This window comes from Bacillus sp. JJ664 (assembly GCF_036962205.1).
GTDB lineage: Bacteria > Bacillota > Bacilli > Bacillales > Bacillaceae_G > Gottfriedia.
This window is the reverse complement of sequence record NZ_JBALMS010000177.1, coordinates 1-4,316: the sequence shown is the minus strand read 5'-3', so window position 1 is coordinate 4,316 and position 4,316 is coordinate 1. Positions and strand designations below refer to the sequence as shown.

Sequence of the window (4,316 nt, the reverse complement as noted above, 5' to 3'; positions counted from 1 at the left end):
GTATACTGCTAACCTTGAATATATAATATTTTCATCAATAAAATCAACCCTTGTTATTTAATTTTAGACTTATTTTTTCTCCTTTTTAAATTATCCTTTGATAATAAAAAAGCAAAGTATTTATTTTTTGCACCCTATATAATAACTTTTTATGCAACCTTTTATGCCTTATTATATCATTGTTAATTGAATGATACTGCTTCCAGTTTGTTCAATAAAAAATGACCGACAAAATTGTCGATCATCTTCTTCAACTAATGCACCCAATAGTTTAAGAAAAAATCTTTAAAGTTGGAGGACTAAATCAGTTAAAGTCCCACTCAATATTTATCTGATTTTCTCCGCCAACTCTAAAATAATTCCCTCTGGACCACGAACGTAGCATAACTTATAGCTTTCTTCATATTGCTGTATCTCACTAAAGATTTCCGTGCCTTTCTTTTTCAACTTTGCAACAATAGCTTCAATATCTTCAACAGCAAAGCAAACATGTCGAATTCCCAGCGTATTTGCAAAAGGTTGCTGAATATCTTTTTCATCTGATGGGGAATAAAATTTGACTAGCTCTATCCATGCCTGACCATCTGGCATCCCCAATCCCACACATGCCGTTTTAACATCATTAAGCCCAACGATTCTGTCCAACTGTTCTCCATCCAATTCCCATTCCGCTTGCACTTCAAGCCCTAAATCAAGAAAAAACGCTTTAGCCTCTGAAAGATCATTTACGTTTATACTCACATGATCTATTCTATTGATTTTCATATCTCATACCTCCTATATTCCCGTTGTTTTCAATACCCGTATTTGTGTAAGGTTTATTTGAAATTCTAATTCGCTTAAAACAATAAATTCCCTTCTTCAACAAGCCCGCAAATGCCTCAATTAATATATTAATTCCATCCATACTTATTTCAACTCTGTAAAACAATAAATCAAAAAAGAAATTGAAAACCACTTATCATTAATTTACGATTCATAAAGTATTTCCCTTTCTAACCAATCTAATTATTTGTCTAGTTTTCACAATATGATATACTATTTTTTCTAAAAATCATTAAATTATGTCTGTCATATTTAATGAAAGCAGAGACTAAATTTTTTATTCTAACTGGTATCCTGTCGAGGTACAGTGTTATCTATCACTCAATCAGTACAAGTTTGTTAATGTGTATAATTTTTTCTCTATACCTACTCCCTAAAATCTATTGTAGAAGCACTAATTTCTGAATCCATATTGAACTAAATATTGAGGTAATTTATTCATGAGTTATTCTAAATGCGTTACAAATCATTGGTTATATTTGAGTGGCTGTTAAATTTTTAATCGTATAAAATTTTTGTCACAAAAAATGCACCCCAATTGTTAGTTGTGTCTAACGATTGAGGTGCATTTCACATTCAAAATTCTTTTGATTATTCTTCATACGTTAATTCAATTCCATACATATCTTCTTTTTGTATTTTGTCCATACATTCTGTAATTTTCTATTGATTTGTATTTGACCAATATGGTGAGTATCACGTTGTATTGAGTTGCCATGAGTGACCGTATTTTAATGTCGTTGTCGATTATTTTCTTATAAGGGTTTATAAAATTTCAGTCTAATTTACCTTTGCATAGATGCAGGTATCTGTTAGTTTATTACCGTCAGCTGAAAGATCATCATTACGTAATATCCCTTCAAGCTCAAAACCTAGTTTTTCAGGGATCGTACGACTTTTAGTGTTTTTAGATTCACATCGTATTTCAATCCTTCTAAATTTGAGTAGCTGAAAGCCAAGGTTTGTTAACTCACTTACTGCTTCAGTCATATATCCATTGCCACTAAATTTCGTGTTAATCCAGTATCCAATTTCACATTTAGAAATGTTCCAATTAATTCCGTGAAGACTAGCAGTACCAATAAAATCATTAGTACCCTTAAGATAGATAAGATAGCGAAAGCTTTCTCTTTTCAAAAAATCTATATGGGCATTTCTAAGGAGAATTTCCGTTTCTTCAACAGTAGGAATTGACTGGAATAAAGACAACCATTGCTTTAACTCACTAATTGAATCCTTAATAGCTTGGTTTACTACATTTCCTTCACCAGTTTGAAGTGGTGCTCGAAGAATTAGTCTCTCTGTTTCTATTTGTAACGGAACATCTAATAAAATAGGATTCATATAATTTCCCCTCTCGTAAACTTTTAATTATGTCCTAATGAAACATAAATAATAAAAAACTTTCACCCAAAGAAATAATTCTTGAGGAGGAGAGTTGCGGCCAGGACTGCTGCTTGTGGAATGGCAGCTGCTTCATCATATGTAATTTTGGCTGGTTTCAAAGTCAATGCGGCTTCATGTACGCATACATATTCCGCAAATCCCCCCCAACCACACCAGGAAATGTCTCCGAATACCTCATCCCCTATAATGAGGTGTTTTACTTCTTTGCCAACTGCTTCAACCCTCCCCGCAATATCAGCTCCGAGAATATTATATTTGGTTTTAGCAGTCCCCCAAGGCGAACCAAGAATGGTTTACCTCTCATGAGGTCCCAGTCCCAAGAATTTACAGATACAGCATGAACTTTTACCAATACTTCATTGTTCTTTAAAGCAGGTATTTCGACTTCTTTTTAACTAAGAACATTGGTTGTTCCATATTTTTTTATATACCATCGCTTTCTAAGTATTTTCCTTTACATTTAGCTTCGGTAAAAACTTTAAGACTGCTACCTCTAAAATGTAAGTTGAATATTAAAATATTTCTACTTTATTTTTTTAATTCCTTGTTCAACCATCATGCCAAATACGTAAATAAAAAGCAGTCCCAGCTGAGCTTAGAGTGTTTGTTTTCTTTTGATTAATGCACGCCGTCGATGATTTTTTTCGTTTTTGGATTCACGCTTAACCAAGCGATCCCTTCTTTCGTTTCGCCTAAATCTTTTGTCACGTGAACAGTGAAGGTACCATCTTTTTCAACCTTAGCTTCAAAATGTTGTTCGGCAGTGATTGGTCCCCGTGTTTTCTCAACATATTCTTTTGCTAATTTAAGCGCAACTGCTTCGTAAGCTTTCTTTTCTTTCTCTGTGTAATGAACCGGTGTATAATGCTCTCGTTTAAATGATTTTTCTTTTTTCTCGCAACCTGTTATAAGGAGGAAACTTGCACAAATCATAACGCCGACAGCTTTTAAATGTCTCATATTCACACCAACTTCCATCATCAAAATGAAAAAGCCTCATGAGCGACTTTGACTAACGCTCTGCGTTAGCTTAATAAGATTGAATGATCTAATTTTTGTTCTTTATATTAAACTCTTCATATTCTCCCCAGACTAAATATAAAATTCCAATAATTAAAGACAATATACTAAGATTGCTAAGAGTATTTCCAACTGAATCTAACATTGCATTAAATAATTCTTCACTCCAAGAAACAACACTCGAACCAAAAATTCCTGCACTTAAATATTTGGTTGAAATTAATAAAGCAGATATAGTAATAAATGAGATTCCTAGTCCCCTTCTTCTCATATAATCACTCTCCTAAATAATATTTTTCATAAAATCCTCTATTTGTTGTACAGCTAACGCTGAGCGTTAGTTGAAATAAATATATATTACTTTAAGTTGATTATATATCTTATATTTTTCTAGTTTTAATCCAATTCCATATTCGAAAACTACCGAAAACAGAAATTATTAATAAAGCCACATTAGCTACAACCCATATTGTTAATCTATTTATTTCTTTCATTCCTTCAAAATTTTCAATTACAAAAGTAGATAAAGTGATTACTATTAAGTAGCAGAATACATTTGGAATAATCCAGGCAAGCCTTAATTTTTTATTTTTAAAATTAAAAGATAAGGATAGAATAAGAATCCCAGATATAAATAAAATACTAAATTCATACCAAACTAAAGTATAATTAGGTCCGTCTCCAATTACTCCTACCTTTGGCATATAACCATAAAACAAAGTCCAAAATGATACTAACAATAAAGAAATTCCGCATATTAAACTTATCCAATATTTCATTAATATCCTCCACTTTATGAATATTAATTGTTCTATATAACTTTTAATTAATATTCAATATTAAAGATTTAATACCTTTAATCTTATTCAAGTATTAAAAATTGTATCGCAAAAAAATCGACTAAAAAGTCGATCACGTAATACAACAGACGCATGTTTAGTTCAATAAGAAGTTATTAAAAAAAGTATTAACTCTAGGCAGTTCTTTCACTATACATACGGACATTAGAACTTCACCTTATGATGCTTTATTGGTAGGATTATCCATAAACCTGGGACTTACTG

General features: G+C 31.8%; 6 protein-coding genes and 1 pseudogene. 1 reads left to right on the top strand and 6 read right to left on the bottom strand.

All coding sequences use genetic code 11. The annotated features are described in order from the left end of the window. Nucleotides 1–327: 327 nt before the first annotated feature. The 6 genes from V7056_RS19635 to V7056_RS19610 all read right to left on the bottom strand — a co-directional run bounded on the left by V7056_RS19635 (nt 328) and on the right by V7056_RS19610 (nt 4,031). Nucleotides 328–765 carry a VOC family protein gene (locus V7056_RS19635; protein WP_499704075.1) on the bottom strand — a complete coding sequence of 146 codons (438 nt, stop codon included), beginning with the start codon at nt 763–765 and terminating at the stop codon, nt 328–330. Between the two features lie 840 nt (nt 766–1,605). After that, nucleotides 1,606–2,169 (bottom strand): GNAT family N-acetyltransferase, encoded by a 564-nt coding sequence (locus V7056_RS19630; protein ID WP_499704074.1) that lies wholly within the window; start codon nt 2,167–2,169, stop codon nt 1,606–1,608. A gap of 62 nt (nt 2,170–2,231) precedes the next feature. Further along, a complete protein-coding gene (locus tag V7056_RS19625; protein WP_499704076.1) occupies nt 2,232–2,465 on the bottom strand; it encodes an alcohol dehydrogenase catalytic domain-containing protein in 234 nt (77 codons plus the stop codon). Nucleotides 2,466–2,850: 385 nt separating this feature from the next. Then, nucleotides 2,851–3,192, bottom strand: coding sequence for a hypothetical protein (locus V7056_RS19620; RefSeq protein ID WP_499704073.1), 342 nt, complete (start codon nt 3,190–3,192; stop codon nt 2,851–2,853). 88 nt (nt 3,193–3,280) lie between these two features. Then, nucleotides 3,281–3,523, bottom strand: a complete 243-nt coding sequence (locus V7056_RS19615; RefSeq protein ID WP_499704072.1) for a hypothetical protein — start codon at nt 3,521–3,523, stop codon at nt 3,281–3,283. A 109-nt stretch (nt 3,524–3,632) separates the two neighbouring features. Beyond that, nucleotides 3,633–4,031: a hypothetical protein gene (locus V7056_RS19610; protein ID WP_499704071.1), complete on the bottom strand. Its 399-nt coding sequence runs from the start codon at nt 4,029–4,031 to the stop codon at nt 3,633–3,635. 212 nt (nt 4,032–4,243) lie between these two features. Between V7056_RS19610 and V7056_RS19605 the strand changes: the two are divergent. Then, a pseudogene (locus V7056_RS19605) lies at nt 4,244–4,316 on the top strand (YitT family protein); the annotation flags it as partial.